Annotated in this window: 17 protein-coding genes; 9 read left to right on the forward strand and 8 right to left on the reverse strand. The window is 73.7% G+C overall.

Annotated elements, in window-relative coordinates:
* The first annotated feature begins 212 nt into the window (after window positions 1–212).
* Window positions 213–1,103 (forward strand): NAD(P)-dependent oxidoreductase, encoded by an 891-nt coding sequence (locus ACZ6SQ_RS09525; protein WP_469558547.1) that lies wholly within the window; start codon window positions 213–215, stop codon window positions 1,101–1,103.
* Window positions 1,104–1,358: 255 nt separating this feature from the next.
* Entirely contained in the window at window positions 1,359–2,186 is an 828-nt protein-coding gene (gene proC / locus ACZ6SQ_RS09530; protein WP_469558550.1) for a pyrroline-5-carboxylate reductase, read from the forward strand.
* A 100-nt stretch (window positions 2,187–2,286) separates the two neighbouring features.
* On the opposite strand, the gene ACZ6SQ_RS09535 is transcribed toward proC, so the two are convergent.
* Window positions 2,287–2,754 carry a winged helix-turn-helix transcriptional regulator gene (locus tag ACZ6SQ_RS09535; protein WP_469558553.1) on the reverse strand — a complete coding sequence of 156 codons (468 nt, stop codon included), beginning with the start codon at window positions 2,752–2,754 and terminating at the stop codon, window positions 2,287–2,289.
* 95 nt (window positions 2,755–2,849) lie between these two features.
* Here ACZ6SQ_RS09535 and ACZ6SQ_RS09540 point away from each other — a divergent pair, with 95 nt between their 5' ends.
* Window positions 2,850–3,350: a PaaI family thioesterase gene (locus ACZ6SQ_RS09540; RefSeq protein ID WP_389323561.1), complete on the forward strand. Its 501-nt coding sequence runs from the start codon at window positions 2,850–2,852 to the stop codon at window positions 3,348–3,350.
* A 77-nt stretch (window positions 3,351–3,427) separates the two neighbouring features.
* Here ACZ6SQ_RS09540 and ACZ6SQ_RS09545 read toward each other — a convergent pair whose 3' ends face one another.
* Window positions 3,428–4,021 (reverse strand): TetR/AcrR family transcriptional regulator, encoded by a 594-nt coding sequence (locus ACZ6SQ_RS09545; RefSeq protein WP_469558557.1) that lies wholly within the window; start codon window positions 4,019–4,021, stop codon window positions 3,428–3,430.
* 228 nt (window positions 4,022–4,249) lie between these two features.
* Here ACZ6SQ_RS09545 and ACZ6SQ_RS09550 point away from each other — a divergent pair, with 228 nt between their 5' ends.
* Window positions 4,250–5,902: a cellulase family glycosylhydrolase gene (locus ACZ6SQ_RS09550; protein ID WP_469558560.1), complete on the forward strand. Its 1,653-nt coding sequence runs from the start codon at window positions 4,250–4,252 to the stop codon at window positions 5,900–5,902.
* A 41-nt stretch (window positions 5,903–5,943) separates the two neighbouring features.
* Here the strand turns inward: ACZ6SQ_RS09550 and ACZ6SQ_RS09555 are convergent, their stop codons facing one another.
* Window positions 5,944–6,921 carry a DMT family transporter gene (locus tag ACZ6SQ_RS09555; RefSeq protein WP_469558563.1) on the reverse strand — a complete coding sequence of 326 codons (978 nt, stop codon included), beginning with the start codon at window positions 6,919–6,921 and terminating at the stop codon, window positions 5,944–5,946.
* 241 nt (window positions 6,922–7,162) lie between these two features.
* Window positions 7,163–9,070 carry a glycoside hydrolase family 5 protein gene (locus tag ACZ6SQ_RS09560; protein ID WP_469558566.1) on the reverse strand — a complete coding sequence of 636 codons (1,908 nt, stop codon included), beginning with the start codon at window positions 9,068–9,070 and terminating at the stop codon, window positions 7,163–7,165.
* 119 nt (window positions 9,071–9,189) lie between these two features.
* Here ACZ6SQ_RS09560 and ACZ6SQ_RS09565 point away from each other — a divergent pair, with 119 nt between their 5' ends.
* A complete protein-coding gene (locus tag ACZ6SQ_RS09565) occupies window positions 9,190–9,423 on the forward strand; it encodes a DUF7737 domain-containing protein (RefSeq protein ID WP_469558568.1) in 234 nt (77 codons plus the stop codon).
* Entirely contained in the window at window positions 9,423–9,815 is a 393-nt protein-coding gene (locus ACZ6SQ_RS09570; protein ID WP_469558571.1) for a hypothetical protein, read from the forward strand. The genes ACZ6SQ_RS09565 and ACZ6SQ_RS09570 overlap by 1 nt, the downstream gene beginning before the upstream one ends.
* 87 nt (window positions 9,816–9,902) lie before the next feature.
* Here ACZ6SQ_RS09570 and ACZ6SQ_RS09575 read toward each other — a convergent pair whose 3' ends face one another.
* From ACZ6SQ_RS09575 to ACZ6SQ_RS09585, 3 genes are all read right to left on the reverse strand, one after another.
* Window positions 9,903–11,162, reverse strand: a complete 1,260-nt coding sequence (locus tag ACZ6SQ_RS09575) for a vWA domain-containing protein (protein ID WP_469558574.1) — start codon at window positions 11,160–11,162, stop codon at window positions 9,903–9,905.
* On the reverse strand, window positions 11,159–12,400 hold the full coding sequence (locus tag ACZ6SQ_RS09580; protein WP_469558577.1) for an AAA family ATPase: 1,242 nt from the start codon (window positions 12,398–12,400) through the stop codon (window positions 11,159–11,161). Before ACZ6SQ_RS09580 ends, ACZ6SQ_RS09575 begins: the two co-directional genes overlap by 4 nt.
* Window positions 12,401–12,511: 111 nt before the next feature.
* On the reverse strand, window positions 12,512–13,894 hold the full coding sequence (locus tag ACZ6SQ_RS09585) for a hypothetical protein (RefSeq protein ID WP_469558579.1): 1,383 nt from the start codon (window positions 13,892–13,894) through the stop codon (window positions 12,512–12,514).
* 318 nt (window positions 13,895–14,212) lie between these two features.
* Here ACZ6SQ_RS09585 and ACZ6SQ_RS09590 point away from each other — a divergent pair, with 318 nt between their 5' ends.
* Window positions 14,213–15,097 (forward strand): aminoglycoside phosphotransferase family protein, encoded by an 885-nt coding sequence (locus ACZ6SQ_RS09590; protein ID WP_469558747.1) that lies wholly within the window; start codon window positions 14,213–14,215, stop codon window positions 15,095–15,097.
* A 161-nt stretch (window positions 15,098–15,258) separates the two neighbouring features.
* Window positions 15,259–16,191, forward strand: a complete 933-nt coding sequence (locus ACZ6SQ_RS09595; RefSeq protein ID WP_469558582.1) for a phosphotransferase family protein — start codon at window positions 15,259–15,261, stop codon at window positions 16,189–16,191.
* Between the two features lie 22 nt (window positions 16,192–16,213).
* Here the strand turns inward: ACZ6SQ_RS09595 and ACZ6SQ_RS09600 are convergent, their stop codons facing one another.
* Window positions 16,214–16,627: a VOC family protein gene (locus ACZ6SQ_RS09600; RefSeq protein WP_469558584.1), complete on the reverse strand. Its 414-nt coding sequence runs from the start codon at window positions 16,625–16,627 to the stop codon at window positions 16,214–16,216.
* Between the two features lie 190 nt (window positions 16,628–16,817).
* On the opposite strand from ACZ6SQ_RS09600, the gene ACZ6SQ_RS09605 reads away from it, so the two are divergent.
* A complete protein-coding gene (locus ACZ6SQ_RS09605) occupies window positions 16,818–17,216 on the forward strand; it encodes a DUF4440 domain-containing protein (RefSeq protein ID WP_469558586.1) in 399 nt (132 codons plus the stop codon).
* Window positions 17,217–17,336 lie beyond the last annotated feature (120 nt).

Genomic DNA, 17,336 nt, shown 5'->3' on the forward strand with positions numbered 1-17,336 from the left:
CTCTCTCTTGTTGCTGCCTCTACTTCGTAGGGGTGCGCTTTGGGGCGGCGCCCCCCCCTTCCCCGCCGCGCCTGTCCTGCCGCTGCCTCCCCCGCCCCCCCCCCCCCCGGCCCGGCGGCCCCCCCCCCCCCGCGGGGCTCTGACCCCTCCAGGTCAAAAGGCCCCCCGGAGCGGCTTGCTCCGCGCCCCGCGGACCCGGGAGGGTGGAGGTCATGACCGACGAACTCACCGTCGCCGTGCTCGGCACCGGCATCATGGGTGCCGCGATGGCCCGCAACCTCGCCCGCGCCGGACACACCGTCCGCGCCTGGAACCGCAGCCGTGACAAGGCGGAGCCACTGACCGCCGACGGCGTGCGCGTGGCGGACACACCCGCCGAGACCGTCGAGGGCGCCGACGTCGTCCTCACGATGCTGTTCGACGGCCCCGTCACCCTCGACGTCATGCGCCAGGCCGCCAAGGGCCTGCGCGCCGGGACCGCCTGGGTGCAGTCCACCACGGCCGGCCTCGACGGGATCGCCGACCTCGCCGCCTTCGCCGAGGAGCACGGCCTCGTCTTCTACGACGCCCCCGTCCTCGGCACCCGCCAGCCCGCCGAGGCCGGACAGCTGCTGGTCCTGGCCGCCGGTCCGGAGGACGGCCGCGACCGCGTCACGCCCGTCTTCGAGGCCGTCGGCGCCCGTACGGTGTGGACCGGCGAGGACGGTGCCGAGGGCTCCGCGACCCGGCTGAAGCTCGTCGCCAACAGCTGGGTCCTCGCCGCGACCAACGCCGCCGGAGAGGTGCTCGCCCTGTCCGGGGCGCTCGGCGTCGACCCGCAGAAGTTCTTCGACCTCATCGCCGGCGGCCCCCTGGACATGGGCTACCTGCGCGTCAAGAGCGACCTCGTCCGCGAGGGGCGGCTCTCGCCCGCCCAGTTCGCCGTGTCGACCGCGGCCAAGGACGCCCGGCTGATCGTCGAGGCCGGACAGCGGCAGGGCGTCCGCCTGGACGTGGCCGAGGCGAGCGCGGCCCGGCTGGCCCGCGCCGCCGAGCAGGGGCACGGCGACGAGGACATGGCTGCGGCCTACTTCGCGAGCTTCGACGACCGGACCGACGCCTGACACGGCCCCCGGCCCTCCGCCCGGAAAACCGGGTGCGCGCGCCGCGCCGTCCCGCATAGGCTCACGGTCGTCCAGGTGTGAAGGCTGCGGCTACTTCCTTGCAACGGTTCTGTGCCGCCGCCGGCCATGACCTCTGGGCGACTGGGACACGAGCCGCCCGCCACGGGGGAAATCCGGCGGGCGGCTTCGTCGTGCCCGGACCCGGCGCCGAGCGCTCGGCGGGCACGTCCCCGGGCCGCGGGTTACGGTGCAGCCATGATCTCGCTGTTCGGCGCCGGAGAGATGGGCGAGGCGCTCCTCGCCGGTCTCGTGCGCTCGGGCCACGCCCCGGAGGAGATCCTCGTCGTCGAACCGCGCACGGAACGCGCCGAGGAACTGAAGTGGAAGTACGGCGTCACGGCCGTGGCACCGCGGCGCGCCGCCGAGGCGGCCGACACCGTGCTGATCGTGGTCCGGCCGCAGTATGTGGCGGACCTGCTCGACGAGATCGCCCCGCACCTCGCCCCCGACTGCCTGATCGTCTCGGCCGCGGCGGGCATCCCGAGCCGGTTCGTCGAGCGGCGGCTCGGCGGGGAGCGGCCCGTCATCCGTGTCATGCCGAACACTCCCGTCCTCGTCGAGTCGGGCATGTCCGTGATCTCCCCGGGCCGCCACACCACCGAGGAGCATCTGCGCCGGGCCCAGCACCTGCTCAGCCCCGTCGGCAGGGTCATCCTCCTGGACGAGGAGTGCCAGGACGCGGCCACCGCCCTCTCGGGCAGCGCACCGGCCTACTTCTTCTACGTCATCGAGAACATGATCAAGGCCGGGACCGGACTGGGCGTCCCCGAGGAGGCCGCCCGGGACATGGTCCTCCAGGCCGCCGAGGGCGCCGTGGCGATGATCCGCGGCACCGGCGAGCCGCCCGGCGCGCTCCGCGAGTCCGTCACGTCCCCCGGCGGCACGACCCAGGCGGCCGTGACCACCCTGGTCGACGAGGGCGTCGGCCGGGCCGTCCGCGAGGCGGTCGAAGCCGCCGCCCGACGCAGCCGCGAACTGGGCGAGCGCTACGCGGGGGAGCCGGGCGCAGGGCCCGACGCCTGAATCGCCAGGAAAGCCGGGAGCCGGACTCGACGCCCGAGACACCCGGGAGCCGTGCCACGGCCGAGATCGCCCCGCCTCGCGTCGGCCCCGGCACCGCCCCTCACCCCAGCCGCCGAGCCCCCGGCCCCGGCCGCGCGACGACATCCCCCGGCGTCAGCGCGACGCTCTCCGCGCGGCATTCCACGACCACCCGCACCTCGGCCCCGCAGTCCCGGTGCCGGATGTCCAGCACCGGCCCTTCCGGCTCACCGGCGTACGTCTCGCCCCACTGGCCCAGTGCCATCAGGACCGGCCAGAGATCCCAGCCCTTGCGCGTCAGCCGGTACTCCTTGCGCGCCCGGCTGCCCGGCTCCTGATAGGGCACGGCCGAGAGGATGCCGGCCGCGGTGAGCTTGCGCAGCCGGTCGCTGAGCACCGCCTCGGACAGGCTCATATGACGGCGGAAGTCGTCGAACCGGCGCACCCCGTTGGCGGCGTCGCGCAGGATCTGCAACGTCCACTTCTCGCCCACCACTTCGAGCGTCCGCTGGACGGGGCAGTTCTCCGTGCTCGTCTCAAGCCACTGCATGGCGTCATCGTAGGCGCCTGACTTCGTCGTTGACAGTCAGCGCACGGCACGGCTAACTTCGATCTACGAAGCCAGCCGAGGGAGGCAGCGCACCCATGGGACGGACCCGTACGTACGAGTGGCAGGACCCCGGGATCACGGCCGGGGCCGTCGGCAAGGGCACGGGTCTGGACCTGCTGCGCGACATGGTGGCCGGACGGCTGCCCTCGCCGCCCATCACGGCCACGCTCGGGTTCACGCTCGACGAGGTCGACCACGGCTACGCGGTGTTCTCCCTCGAGCCGGGCGAGGAGCACTACAACCCGATCGGCAGTGTGCACGGCGGCGTCTTCGCCACCCTGCTCGACTCGGCGGCGGGCTGCGCCGTGCAGTCGGTGCTGGCCGAGGGGATGGGGTACACCTCGCTCGATCTGAGCGTGAAGTTCCTGCGCCGGGTGACCGTGGACACCGGCCGGGTGCGGGCCATCGGCCGGGTCGTCAACAGCACTCGGCAGACCGCGCTCGCCGAGGCCACGCTCGTGGACGGCAACGACCGTCTGCTCGCCCACGCCACCAGCAGCTGCCTGCTGTTCCCGGTTCCCTCGGCCGAGGCGTGACGTGTGACGCGGCCCCGGCTGAACGCGATACGACCTGACGCCGGGTCGGCCGACCGACGGGTCAGCCGGCCGACGGGTCAGCCGGCCGACGGGTCCTCCGGCGCGGGGTCCGGCCAGTTCCGCAGCAGTGCGTCCAGGGCGTCGATGATCCGGGTCCAGGTCTCCTGGGTGTCGGGCGCGCTGTGGCTGAATCCGCCGCCCATCTCCAGGGTCACGTACCCGTGGAAGACACTGCCCAGCAGCCGGACGGCATGGGTCCGGTCGGGTTCGGCCAGGTCGTAGCCGCGCAGGATCGCCCGGGTCAGCCGCGCGTGCCGTACCCCCGCACTGGCGGCGGCCGCCTGCGGGGTCAGCCGGAACTGGGCCGCCGAGTAGCGGCCCGGGTGCTCGCGGGCGTAGTCGCGGTAGACGTCGGCGAGCGCGCGCAGGGCGTCCTTGCCGGCGCGGCCCGCGAGAGCGTCGACCGCGCGGTCCGCCAGTTCCTCCAGGGAGAGCAGGGCGATCCGGGTCCTGAGGTCCTGGGAGCTCTTGACGTGCGAGTACAGACTCGCGACCTTCACGTCGAAGCGCCGGGCGACCGCCGACACGGTGACCTGCTCGAAGCCGACCTCGTCGGCCAGCTCCGCCCCGGCCCGGGTCAGGCGCTCCGCGGTGAGTCCGGCGCGCGCCACGGCGGCCCCCTTCCCTGTTCCTGAAGTGTGTGCCTCCCCGCCTGAATCCGTTAGGCAGGTCACGGTCACTTTAAGGCAGCCCGCCCCGGTCCGGCGGAGCTCGTCCCGTCCCGCATCTTGACGTGTACTTGGCATCAATGGGTTCATGGGAGCGCTCCCACGCTGCATGTCAGTGAATCCCTACCGCTTCCTGGAGTCACCGTGAGACCTGGAGCCGCAGTGAGCCCGATGAGCAGCACGACCCCCCACCGTCCCCTCCGCCGCTTACTCACCGCCCTGGCCGCCCTGCTCGGCCTGGTCCTCCTCGGTGGCCTCGCGCCGGCCGCCGCGCAGGAACAGGCGCCCTCCGCGCAGGCCATCGGCCTGCACATCAGCAACGGCCGGCTGGTCGAGGGCAACGGCAACGACTTCGTCATGCGCGGCGTCAACCACGCCCACACCTGGTACACCGGCGAGACGCAGTCCTGGGCCGATGTGAAGGCCCTGGGCGCCAACACCGTCCGCGTGGTCCTCTCCAACGGCCACCGCTGGACCCGCAACAGCGCCGCGGACGTGGCCGCCGTCATCGATCGGTGCAAGGCCAACCGCCTGATCTGCGTCCTGGAGGTGCACGACACGACCGGCTACGGCGAGGAGTCCGCGGCCGCCACCCTCGACCAGGCGGCCGACTACTGGATCGGCCTGAAGGACGTACTCGTCGGCCAGGAGAACTACGTCGTCGTCAACATCGGCAACGAGCCCTGGGGCAACACCGATCCGGCCGGCTGGACCACCCCCACCGTCGCGGCGGTGAAGAAGCTGCGCGCCGCCGGGCTGGAGCACACCATCATGGTGGACGCGCCCAACTGGGGACAGGACTGGCAGGGCGTCATGCGTGCCAACGCCCGCACCGTCTACGACGCCGACACCACCGGCAACCTGATCTTCTCCATCCACATGTACAGCGTGTTCGACACCGCGCAGGAGATCACCGACTATCTCGACGCCTTCGTCGACGCGAAACTCCCGCTGGTGATCGGGGAGTTCGGCGGCCCGGCCGACCAGTGGGGCGACCCTGACGAGGACACCATGCTGGCGGAGGCGGAGCGGCTCGACCTCGGCTATCTGGCCTGGTCCTGGAGCGGCAACACCGACCCGGTCCTCGACCTGGCGACGGACTTCGACCCGGCCCGGCTCAGTGCGTGGGGGCAGCGCATCTTCCACGGGACGAACGGCATCGCCCAGACCTCGAAGGAGGCCACCGTCTTCGGCGGGACGGCGCCCGGTGACACCCAGGCGCCCACCGCCCCGGGCACCCCGACCGCCTCGGCCGTCACCTCCGCCTCCGCCACCCTCACCTGGCCCGCCGCCACGGACAACGTCGGTGTGACCGGTTACGAGGTCGTGCGGGTGAGCGGCGCCACCGAGACCGCGGCGGCCGCCTCCACCACCACCTCGGCCACCGTCACCGGGCTCACGGCGGGCACGGCGTACACCTTCGCCGTCTACGCCAAGGACGCCGCCGGCAACCGCTCCGCTCGCTCGGCCACAGTGAACGTCACCACACAGAGCACCCCGGCCGGCTCGTGCGCCGTGACGTACCGCGTGGTCAACGAGTGGCCCGGCGGCTTCCAGGGGGAGATCGCCCTCCGCAACACCGGCGCCGCCGCGATCAGCGGCTGGACCCTCGGCTTCACCTTCGCCGACGGCCAGACGATCTCCACCATGTGGGGCGGCACCCCGGCCCAGACCGGAGGCTCGGTCCGGGTCACCCCCGCGTCCTACACCTCCACCGTCCCCGCGGGCGGCTCGGTCACCCTCGGTTTCATCGGAACGAAGGGCAGCACGAACACCGCCCCGACCGTCTTCACGCTCAACGGCTCGGCCTGCACCACCGGTTGACGCTCTCCCGTGCCCGGCCGGCCGCGGCCGGGCACGGTCGGCTAGACCCTCCCGGCCGGGCCCCGGCCCTTGCGGCGCCCGGCCGGGAGGGTCAGCGCGATCAGGCCCGACGCCAGCACGGCCAGTCCGCACCAGGAGGCCGCCGGGAGCCGTTCGCCGAGGACGCCGACGCCCAGCACCGCCGCGACGGCGGGCTCGGCCAGGGTCAGTGACGTGGCCACCGACGCCGGGGTGCGGCGCAGCCCGTGCCCGAAGAGGAGGTAGGCCAGATACACGGTGAACACCGCGAGATACCCGGCCACCGCCGCCCCGCGCCCGGTGAGCAGCCAGTCGGTGCCGACGTACAGCACGAGCGGTACGACGAGCAGCCCGGCCGCGCCGAAGAGCACACCCATCACGGCGTCCGAGGAGTGCCCCCGGGTGATCAGGCCGCCGCCGATCAGCGAGTAGACGGCGTACGACAGCCCGGCGCACACGGCGAGCGCCACGCCCGTGGGGTCGACCGGGGTGCCGCGCCCGGACAGGGCAGGGCCCAGCACCAGCAGGGCGCAGCCGAGGACGGCGGACGCGGTCGCGGCGGTCCAGCGCGCGGTCGGCCGGGCCCGGCCGGTGCCCCAGGCCAGCAGCCCGGTGAACACCGGGGCGCTGCCGAGCGCGATCACCGTGGCCACGGCCACGCCGGTACGGGCCACCGCGGGGTAGAAGGTCAGGGGATACCCGGCCACCGCCAGTGCGCCCAGCGCGAGCAGCGCTCGCTCCCGGGGTGTGCGGGCGCCCGGCAGGGAGCGGGCTCCGCGTGAGGTGAGGAACAGCAGCAGGCCGCCGAGCGCGAGTCCGGCACAGCCGATGGCCGCCGCCGGGGCACCGGCCGGGGCCAGGGAGCTCGCCGTTCCGGTCGTGCCCCACAGCACGGCCGAGACGAGGATCGGGGCGGGCCCGCCGAGGAGTCCGGGGCGGGAGAGGGGCGCGCCGGTGTCCTTCGGGCGCGCGGGGGTCGGAACAGTGGTGCGGTTCGGCACAGTCGTGGGTCTTCCGTCGTCGAATGCGTCAGGGAATCGATCCGCGACAGGCGCACGACAGAGCCTCCTGACCGGCTCAGGCCGGTGGGAGGCGGGAAGACATCCGCTTCCGCGAGGTCCGCGCGCCCGTCAGACGCCGGGCGGCGGAAGGACGACGTGCCAGTGGGTGTTCACCCGGCGATGATAACCGCACCGGGGCCGGGGCCCTGGGCCCCGGCCGCGCGGCACCCGGCGCCGTGGGTCAGCGCAGCTTGCGGCAGTACAGCGCGTCCGGTGTGCGGGAGGAGCCGAGGCGGCCCGTGTAGGCGATGCCGGCCGCGTACTCGTCGTCGGCGCACTGGCCCTTGTAGCGGCCGTACGCGAAGTCGCCGCCCTTCGGGGCCGGGCCGCGGTTGTCGCCCCGGTCGAACCAGAGGGTGCGGGCACCCGAGCCCGTGATCGTGCCCGCCACGGCCGGGGCGCACAGGGCGGCGGAGACGGCGGCGCCGCGGACGCTGTAGCCGATCAGGAACTGGCCCTCGGCGCACTGGAGTTTGCTGTAGCCGGAGGCCCAGTCCGAGCGGACATGGCGCTCGTCCCTGACCACCTCGTGGGCGCGGGCGGAGTCCCAGCGCGGGCCTGCCGCCGCGTCGGTGCACAGGCCCCGGTTGCCTGTGTGGCTCAGACCGATCAGCCGCTGTCCGTCGGGACAGGCGGCCTTGCGCGCCCCGGAGTCCCAGTCGCCCACGGCCCGCATCCTGCGGGACTGGACGAAGTCGCCGTGGTCGGGGCTGAGCATCGGCCAGTGCGTCGCCGGGGCGATGTGGCCGGTGCGGCTGGGGGCGGACATCAGCCGGGTCCAGGCCGCGGCGCGCCAGTCGTCACCGTCGTACAGGCCCATTCGGTGGCCCCGCGCGTCCCAGTGCAGCAGGGCCCAGCCGTTGCCCCCGCGGTTCTCGTGCCAGCCGACCAGCGGCCAGTAGGCGAAGTCGGCGTCGGCGCGGATGAGCTGGTCGACGAAGTTCTCGAACCAGGCGCGCGGCTTCTGCCCGGTCTCCTCCCGGCCGCCGACGCCGAACTCGCTGATCCACAGCGGGGCGGTGTAGTGGCGGTCGCCCTCGGTGACGAAGAACGCCTGCCGGTCGAGCACGGAGATCAGGTCGGCCGGGCTGAGGTCGCGGTAGCGCGGGTCGGTGGTCTCGCCCATGCCGGTGGCGCCGGTGTGGTTGGGGCCCGTGTAGTCGTAGAAGTGGGCGGAGTACACCAGCTTGTCGGAGCTCAGGAGCGTGTGGGAGAGGTTGCGGGCCGGTTCCAGGGTGGGGCGGCCGTGGGGCAGGCCGTCCACCGGGATGCCGTACCAGTTGATGCCCTCCACCATGATCAGCAGGTCGGGGCCGGCCTCGGTCAGGATGCGGTCGGCGACGCGCTGCGAGGCGGCGAACCAGTCGTGGTCGTCGCCGAGGCCCCAGTTGGGGTCGTCCCAGACCGAGCGCCGCACCTCGTTGTAGAGGTCGGCGCCCACGACGCGCTTGTTGTCGCGGTAGCGGCGGGCCATGAACACCCAGTCGTTCTCCCACGCCGTCGTGGACAGGCTCGCGTTCCAGCGTTCGTTGCCGTCGACCCCGCAGCACCAACGGGTCGTGTTGGTGTGGTTGTTGAGGATCACCGCGAGCCCGGCCGCCGTCAGTTCGCGCACCACGACGTCGTACACCTGGAGCGGGGTGCTGCCCCGCAGTTGGGGGTTGGCGGCGACGGAGGCGTCGGTGACCGGGCGGCTGTCGTGGATCATCTCGTTGGAGAACGGCAGCCGGATGCTGTTGATCCCCAACTCCTGGAAGCCCGCGATGATGTCCGCCATGGGTGCCCGGTCGAGGCCGAGCGGCATCCGGCCGGAGTTCTCGCCCGCGTGGTGCTGGGCGTTGTCGTCCTGACTGCCCGAGCCGTTCCAAGTGCCGCTAGCTCCGTGCCAGTTGCCCGACCGCAGCCGGAAGCGCTCGCCGTCGGCGTCCACGATCCAGCGCCCGCGTGTACTGAGCGGGCCGGTCCAGTCCGCCGCCCCGGTGGAGGCGGCCGAGGGCGGGGTGGGGGCGGCGGCCGGTTCGGCCGAGGCGTCGGGGACGACCGCGAGGGTGCAGAGCAGTGCGGCGGCCAGCATCCGGAGCACAGGCATATTTGTCATGGTCGCGCCATGATGGCGGATGTGCGGGGAGAAGGCCAGAGTGACCCGGGACGGGGGGCCGGAGTCGGCCACGGCACGGCGTTGTCAGTGGCCTCTGCCATGATCCCCGCATGTCCGACGACGACCGGCCGAACCAGCCCCGCGTCACCGGCCGGCGCGGCGGCCCCACCGCCCCGTGCCGGCCGGCGCCCCCTGTTCCCGGCGGCCGCGCGGCTCGGCGCGAGGTGCTCCTGCCGTTCGACGACGAACGGCAGGCGCTGATCCTCGGCGAGGCCTTCCCGCTCGCCGCCGACCGTGAGATCACCGACCCGAGCATTCTCCGACTGATCGAGCGAGGTTCCTGATGGCCACCGTGACCTTCCGGGACGAGACCGCGACGGGCAAGGCCGTCGCCGAGCTGGCGGTCGAGGGGCTCCCCGACCGGATGAGCGTGCGGGAGCTGATCCGGCTGCGCGTGCGCGAGGAGGTCACCCGCCACAACGCCCGGCCGGGCGACCGGTTCCACGGCCTGGTCCGGCCCGACGACGCCGAGACCGAGCTCAACGGCTACCGGCTGCGCGAGCCCCGCCGCATCGACTGGGAACGCCAGGCCGACATAGCCGAGCAGGCGTTCCTGGCCAACGGGTACTTCGTGCTGACCGGGGACCGGCAGATCGAGCACCTCGACGAGCAGATCGACCTCACGGCCGAACCGGACCTGGTGTTCATCAGACTCGTGGCGCTGGTCGGGGGCTGAGCCCCACGGCGGCCCGGCTCATCCGCCAGGGCCCCTCGGCCCGACGTCCACGCGCTGGTCGGGGGCTGACGACCAAGGCGGCCCGGCTCATCCCCCCGGGCCCCTCGGCCCGATGTCCACCACCCGCGCCCAGGCGGGCGGGCGTTCGGGGACGTAGTCCGGGTTGTCCTCCCGCCAGGAGTCCGACGTCCCACCGCGCGGGAACAGCCCGATCACCGTGCGGCAGGGCGGCCGGACGGCCGGCCACGGGGTCTGGCCGTCGGTGAGGGCCACGACGACGTCCGGGCGGGGCCGTGCCGCGAGAGCCCTGGCGAAACCGCTGCGCAGATCCGTTCCCCCACCGCCGAGCAAGGGGATGTCCTCGGCCCGGCACAACGGCCCCACCACGTTCGCCGCCGCGTCGCAGGACAGCACGCTCACCAGGTCGCGCCGCCCCCCGACGGCACGGGAGATCGCGGCGATCTCCAGCAGGGCGCTGCCCAGTTCGGCGTCGCTGACCGAACCGGAGGTGTCCACGACGACCGTGACACGCGGCGGCGTGCGGCGCAGACTCGGCAGCACCACACCGGGCAGGCTCGCCGAACGCCGGGCCGGGCGGCCGTAGACGTAGTCCTCGCCCACCCCGGCCGCGGACGCCGCCGAGCGGACGGCGGCACCCAGCAGTTCCCGCCAGGGCTGCGGCGGATGGACCACCTCCTCAGCCCACCGCCGCCACCCCTGCGGCGCGTCCCCCGGCCGGCCCGTGATCCCCCGGGCGACCCGGAACCGTACGGCGTCCCGCTCCTGCTCGCTGAGTCCGTGCGCCCCGTCCGGGCCCAGCTCCCACTCCCGGGCCACGCCGTCGGCGCCGCTCCCGCAGTCCAGCCAGGCCAGGTACTGGGTCATCGGCCCGAGCCGGATCTTCCCCGCGTACTCCTCCATGAGCAGCCCGCCGGACAGCAGCAGATGATGCGGGAACACCGCGCCCTTCGGGACCACGAGTCCGTCGCCGAACGCATCGTCGTTGATCTCGCAGTCCGCCGCGAGGTTCATCCGCAGCCGGTCGCCCGCGCCCGTCATGCCACGGTCGCGGGCGAGCCGGTCGCTGCGGCCGTGGTGATCGCGCAACAGATGCGACACCTCGTGCACCCACACCGCGGCCAGGTCCTCCACCGGCATCCGGTCCACGAACCCCGGTGAGACATAGCACCGCCAGTGCCGGTCGACCGCCATCGTCGGCACCCCGCGCGACTCGACGACATGCAGGGCGAACAGGGCGGTGGCGAGATAGGGCCGGGCCCGCGCCGCGTGCAGCCGGGCCGCGAACAGCTTGTCCAGATCCAGCGCCACGGCCGTCGCCGCGCTCATCGGGCACCCTGCCCGGCCAGCGGGGCCGCGACGGCCGCACGGTCGGCCGCCCGGTCCGCGCGGCGGGACAGGGACACCGCCCCGGCCAGCCGCTCGATGGCCTCCGGCACGTCCCAGTCCTCGCGGCGCAGCCCGGCGAGCGCCGTGGCGGGGGCGACCACCAGATCGGGCGCCCCGGTTTCGAGGGCCCGCACCAGCAGCGCCCACGCGGCGTCCCAACGGGCCCGCTCCGGCCGGGCGTTGACCGCCGCCACCACCGCCTCGAGGCTCGCCTGCCGCAGATCCCCCCGCTCGGGCAGCTCGGCCCGGCCGGGGTCGGCGAGCAGCAGCTCGGGGTCGGGCAGGTCCATCCGGTCCATCGCCGCCAGCAGCTCGAATCCCGGGCCGTCCCCGACCGTTCCCCTGACCAGCAGCGACAGCACGTCCCGGGAGACCCCGGCGGCGGTTGCGAACGCGATCAGGGTCAGCGTCATGTCCCAGCTGCGCGGCGAGGGCCAGGCGCCGCCCCGGCGGGTCTCCCCGCTCGGCAGCCGGTGCACCAGGGTGGGCCGGGCCGTGAGGAACTCGCACACCGCGCGGCGCGCGAAGGCCACGGCCTCGCTCAGCAGGGCCGGGTCGAGCCGGGGCAGGGTGGCCCGGGGCCAGGTCCCGGCGAGGCCCCGTACGACGACCTCGTGGTCGTGCGCCCACTGGAGGTGGACGAACCGGTTCGCCAGCGGCGGGCTCAGCTCCCAGCCGTCGGCGGCCGACGAACGCGGGTTGGCCGCCGCCACGATCCGTACCCCGGGCGGCAGCCGGAGCTCGCCGATCCGCCGCTCCAGGACGAGCCGCAGCAGCGCGGCCTGCACGGCGGGCGGCGCGGTGGACAGCTCGTCCAGGAACAGCAGCCCCCGGCCGGCCCGCACCAGGCGCACGGCCCAGTCCGGCGGCGCCATCGGTACGCCCTGCTGCGCGGGGTCGTCGCCGAGGACGGGCAGCCCGGAGAAGTCGGACGGCTCGTGAACGCTCGCGATCACCGTGGTCAGCGGCAGATCCAGGGAAGTGGCCAGCTGGTTGAGCGCGGCGGTCTTGCCGATGCCGGGCTCACCCCACAGCAGCACCGGCAGATCGGCGGCCACGGCGAGAGTCAGGGCCTCCAACTGGGTGTCAGCGCGGGGTTCGGTCGTCGTGTCACGCAGCAGGGTCAACAGCTCGCCTGCCACGTCGAGCCGGGAGGAGGAGACAGAAGTCTGGGGCATGCGTCATCACCTGGGGAAGGTCGTCGGGGCAGGGCACGGCCCGGCTCCCGGAAAGCCGGAAGGGAGAAGAAGCGAGAAGAAGAGGAAGCGAGAAGAAGAGGAGGGGAGTTGTCAGCGCGCGGTCGTGTGGCGCGGATGGGAGCGGTGGCCGCCGGGCCGCTTGGGGCCGGGCCAGGCCGACCGGTGCGGTGACGGCTCGGCCAGGCCTGCCCTGAACAGCCCGTAGGCGACCCGCCGTCCGGCGGCCGCCTCCAGTTCGTCCAGCAACGGGCCGCTGCGCAGCACCGCTTCGGGCCCGAGCAGCCCCTCCACCACGGCCAGTGCCCCGGCGATGTCACCGTGGGCGAGACGTTCGCGGACACCGGGGAGGCAGTCGGGCCTGCGGTGGGCCTCGTCGATCGCCCGCAGACAGGGCAGCGGCGGTCCGGAGAGCGCGGCGAGCAGTTCCTCGCGCCGGACCTCGCCCGGGTCGTGGTCGAGCGGGGCCAGTACGCCGTCGACCAGCCCGATCCGGTGCCGGGCGCCCCGGCACTCCACCAGCCGCGCCCCTCCCACCGGGTCCGCGGCGGGCGGCGGGCCCGGCGCGTGTCCCGGTGCCAGAGCCTCGGCGACCAGGGGATGCAGCAGCCCGGGCTCGATCAGTCCGGCGCGCAGCAGTTCCAGGTCGGGCGGTACCCAGGTCGCCGCCTCGGGCAGCACGGGGAGCGCGGACAGCCGCCCGTCGGCCGGAGCCGCGGTGACGCTGACGGCCGCCGGTCCCCTGGGCCGGACCAGCAGCCGCTGCCGGGCGCCGAGACGTACGGCGACCGCTTCGGCCGGCCGCTGCTCGGCGTCCAGCAGGATTTCCGCCTCCGCCGCCCACCGGCCGACGGCACAGCGCGCGATGCCGGGCGCGGGCGGATCGGCCATGGCGGGCAGGGCGGTCAGGGCGGAGGGCGCCTCGTCGGACCCGGACCGTGCCCGTAGCTCCGCCGACCTGCGTACGTCCCACAGGTGCCGGTGCAGATCGAGGCGGAACCGCCTGTTCGGCCGGGCGTGTGGATGCCCGCCCGTCCCGGAGGCGGGGCGGGCCCCGTCCCACAGGGCGAGGCTCATCCGCTGCCCGGCGTCCGCACGGGCCGGCGGGGTCCGCACGACCAGATGCACCGGACTCGCACCGTCCCGTCCCGCGCCCTCGTAGCGGGCCAGGGAGACGGTCAGGCCAGGACGCAGCAGCCCGTCGGGCGCGACGCGCGGCATGTGCCAGCGCAGCAGATCGGGGGCCAGGCAGCGGAGATCCGCGCGCACCCGGGCCGCGAACTCGCGCCCGTGGAGGTCCGCCGCGGACCGCAGATTCAGATCGACGTCGACACCGGCGGCGGCGCACGCCCCGGCCCAGTCACCGGCGCGACGGCGGACGGTCGCGGTCTCGATCATGGACGTGGGCACGGCGTACTCACGCACGCGCAACCAGAGGGAAAGACGGGGATCGCCGTTCGCGATGTGAGTGGTCATCAGCACTCACCTTGCGCGGACGGTTCCCCCAGACTCTGAAGAGAGGAAGTAGTCATCGCGGCGATGCTAACCACGAAACCGTGGATGTGTCAGGTGGTTTGATTCCGGCGCTCGGCGCTCGGCGCTCGGCGGGCTGCGGGCTGCGGGCTGCGGGCTGCGGGCTGCGGGGGGCCGACGCCGACGCCGGCGAGCGTGGCACGCGCCCCGGTCGCGGTCGATGACCTCCGAGGTGAGGCCCGACGCACGGGCCGGCGGGCAAAAGGGTTTGACCGCCCGCGAGGGACACGGGTCGGATGGGACGCCATGGACTCAGTGCGGATGCATCCCGGTCAGCAGGCCGTCGACGGCGACCTCGTACGGCGGCTGGTCGCCGGACAGTTCCCGCAATGGGACGGGCTGCCGCTCGAGCGGATCGCGTCCGGCGGCACGGTCAACGCCATGTACCGCCTGGGCGAGGACCGGGTCGTACGGCTGCCGCTGGTCCGGGGCGGTGTCGCCGACGTGGCGCTGGAGCAGGAGTGGCTGCCCCGCCTCGCGGGCCGGCTGCCGATGGCCGTGCCCGAGGTGCTGGGGGCGGGGAGGCCCGCCGAGGGATACCCGTGGCCCTGGTCGGTCTACCGGTGGCTGCCGGGCGAGAACCCGCGCGCGGGAACCCTCGCCGAACCGACGCAACTGGCCGAGGGGCTGGCCCTGTTCGTCGCCGCGATGCGTGGCGTCGGCCTTCCGGGGGCGCCCCGGGCCCACCGCGGCGGTCCGCTCGCCGAGCAGGACGCGGAGACCCGCGCGGCGATCGAGCGACTGCGCGCCCTGCCGCAGGAGGGCGTGGACTGCGACGCCGTGGCCGCCCGGTGGGCCGAGGCGATGCGTGCCCCGACCTGGGACGGCCCTCCCGTGTGGCTGCACGCCGACCTGATGCCCGGCAACCTCCTTCTGGACGGCGGCAGGCTCGGCGCGGTGATCGACTTCGGCTGCGCGGGCCTGGGCGACCCGGCCTGCGACCTCTTCCCCGCCTGGAACCTGCTCCCGCCGCCCGCCCGGCGGGTCTTCCGCGAGGCCTTGGACGTCGACGACGTCACCTGGCGCCGCGGCCGTGCCCGCACGCTGTCCCAGGCGCTCATCGCCCTGCCGTACTACCGCGACACGAACCCGGCCATGGCGGACAACGCCCGGCACGTGATCCGCGCGGTCCTGGACGACGACTGAGAGTGGGAGCGGGTCCCGGACGGTTTCATCCGCCGGCCGTCCCTCCCAACAGGCCACCCCTACGAAGGCGTTGCCTCAGACCTCTCCGACAGTGCCGTTGGCTCAACCCCCTCCGACAAAGCCGTTGCCCCCCCGGCGTCCCTCCACCTACCGTCGCGATCATGCTGCCCTTGGTGGAGACGGACGAGGAGTGGGACGCGATCGTCCCCGACGAGACGGTGATGCGCCCCGGGGTCGAGGCCCTGGCCGCCCGGCTCGGCCTGGACGGTGTGCCGCTCAGCCGTTTCCCGGACGGGTCGCAGCCCGTCTACGCCGTCGGTGACGAGCACGTCCTGAAGCTGTTCCCGGCGGCCGTCGCCGGGGACGGCCTCGCGGAGGGCAGGGTGCTCGCCCACCTCCAGGGACGGCTGCCGATCCCGACGCCCAGGGTGCGCGAGCACGGCACGTACGAGAACGGCTGGCGGTACGTGCTGATGTCCCGGCTGCCCGGCGAGAACCTGGCCGCCGCCTGGGAACGCGTCACGCCCCGGCAGCGCGAGCGCCTGGTGACCGAGGTCGGCGAGGCCCTCGCGGTGCTGCACTCCCTCGACGCGCAACCCCTCGCGGACGTCCTCGGTCCGGGCGACTGGGGCGCGTTCGTGGACCGCCGGACGGCGGCAGCGGTGGAACAGCAGCGCGGCCACGGCCTGTCGGAGGCCTGGCTGGAGCGGATCCCGGACTACCTCGCCTCGGTCCCGCTGCCCCGCGCCCCACAGCCCAGCCTGTTGCACACCGAGGTGATGCGGCAGCACCTGCTCGTCGACCTCGCCGACGCCGACGGCCCGCGGCTGACCGGCCTGTTCGACTTCGAACCGGCGATGATCGGCGACCGGGCCTACGACTTCGTGGGCGTCGGCCTGTTCGTCACCCGAGGCGACCCGGCCCTGCTGGCCCGCCTCTGCGAGGCGTACGGGCACACCTTCGAGCCCGCCGTGCTGCTCGCCTACACCCTGCTGCATGTCTACAGCCATCTCCCCTGGTACATCAGGGAGTTGGGCGTACCGGCCGAGGGCGACCTGCCGGCGCTGGCGGAGGCGTGGTTCGGCACGGCATGACCTCCGCCGGACCGGGCGCGGCTCAGCCTCGCGGCTGGACGATGTCGATCATCCAGGGGACGCCGAAGCGGTCCGTGCACATGCCGAACACATCGCCCCACATCTGCTTCTCCAGCGGCACGGAGACCTGGGAATCCGCGGACAGCTTGTCCCAGTACCCCCGCAGCTCGGCCTCGTCCTCGCCGCTGACGCTCACCGAGAAGTAGTTGCCCCGTGTCGCCTCCATGCCGGGCGGGGTGTCGGCGCCCATCAGCGTGAAGCCGGCGTCGGTCTCCAGCATGCCGTGCATGATCTTGTTCTCGTCCGGTGTGCCCGTCTGGCCGAACTCGCCGAACGTGTTGAGCTTGAGCGTGCCGCCGAAGACCTCCTTGTAGAACTCCATCGCCTCCCGCGCAGTGCCGTCGAAGCTGAGGTAGGGGTTGAGGCGTGACGCCATGAGAACCTCCCGGAACGGGCAGATCGGTCTATTACGCGCACAGTAGCGCGGGCCACTGACAGCGGCCCGCCGGGCGCACCCGCCACGGCCCGCGCCGCCCCAGCCCGCTCCGGCCCGGACGATCGCGGTCCCGGCGGTCTCCCGAAAACGCGTTCACCCGTTCGCGGGGCGCGTGATAGTGCTTGGGTGCATGACGACGATCAGCATCGATCAGGGCAGTGACGATCCGCAGGTGGCGGAGGCGATCGCCGCCGAGTACGAGACGCTGTCCCCGGGCTGCCGGGCCGACGCCGACCGGCTGCGGAGCTTCCTGGCCCCGGACTTCCACGAGTTCGGCGCCTCGGGCGGCGAGATCGTCTTCGAGGGCACCGCGGAACGCGTCGCTTCCGACACCGATCCGGAGGGAGAGCCCATCGCGGTCGAGCGGATGCGGGGCGTACGGCTGGTCGACGGACTGGTCATGCTCAAGTACACGGTGAACATCGACGGCCGCTGGTCCCACCGGACCTCCCTGTGGCGCCGGGCCGCCCCGGGGCACTGGCAGATGTTCCACAACCAGGGCACGCCGACCAGCCCTCCCATGGACTGACCCGGCCCGCCGCGCCCCGCCTCACGCCCGCGCCGTTCCATCGCGCCAGGGTCAATTCACTGCACCTGTAGTAGTCTACCGACACCACGGTGGCCGTAGTACTGCAAATGGAGTGGTTCG

The sequence above is a fragment of the Streptomyces sp. NPDC048600 genome, assembly GCF_055587025.1.